Below are 321 nucleotides of genomic sequence, written 5' to 3' on the forward strand. Positions count from 1 at the left end.
CCGCCGTCTACGTTGACGAGACGTGCGACGAGGCGTCGGTCGTCGGCGCGCCCCAGCTCAACGAGGGCGCGAAGGGGCTGTCGTACAACAACTACAACGACGCCGACGGCGCGCGCAGCCTCATTAAGGAGTTCGAGAAGCCCGCCGCCGCGGCGATCAAGCACACGAACCCCGCGAGCTGCGCGACCGCGGACACCCTTGCAGAGGCCTACGAGGACGCACACGCCACGGACCCGATGAGCGCGTTCGGCGGCATCATCTCGCTCAACCTGCCGTGTGACGAGGCGACCGCCGAGCTGATCGTCGAGTCGTTCAAGGAAG

Annotated in this window: 1 protein-coding gene; it reads left to right on the forward strand. The window is 67.3% G+C overall.

Translation table 11 applies throughout. From position 1 onward, the window contains the following. Positions 1-321 (forward strand): phosphoribosylglycinamide formyltransferase (locus tag HKX41_10900; protein NNC24638.1); only part of this gene is annotated, 321 nt, incomplete at both ends.

The organism is Salifodinibacter halophilus (genome assembly GCA_012999515.1).
Lineage (GTDB): Bacteria > Pseudomonadota > Gammaproteobacteria > Nevskiales > Salinisphaeraceae > Salifodinibacter > Salifodinibacter halophilus.